The organism is Azoarcus sp. Soil_N_20, from assembly GCF_057656155.1.
In genome coordinates, this window is the sequence record NZ_JBDGKX010000084.1 from 1 (window position 1) to 234 (window position 234).

General features: G+C 65.0%; 1 protein-coding gene. It reads left to right on the forward strand.

Features of this window, described 5'->3' with window-relative positions; all coding sequences use genetic code 11:
• Nucleotides 1-234: transposase (locus AC3A35_RS28005; protein ID WP_487439823.1), on the forward strand; the 234-nt coding region annotated here is incomplete at both ends.

Sequence of the window (234 nt, forward strand, 5' to 3'; positions counted from 1 at the left end):
AAAGACGCACTGCTTCCGGCCCACCGATTTCACGCTGGCCGAGGATCGCTCGCACTGCGTCTGCCCGGCCGGCAACAAGCTGTACTCAAACGGCTCGAACTGCACCTTCAACGGCTACGCGGCGATGAAGTTTCGCGGCGCCGATCGCGACTGCGTGCCGTGTCCGCTGCGCGACCAGTGCCTGCGCACCCCCGACAAGACCAAGACGCGCCAGGTCGCCTTCTTTCAGGGCAA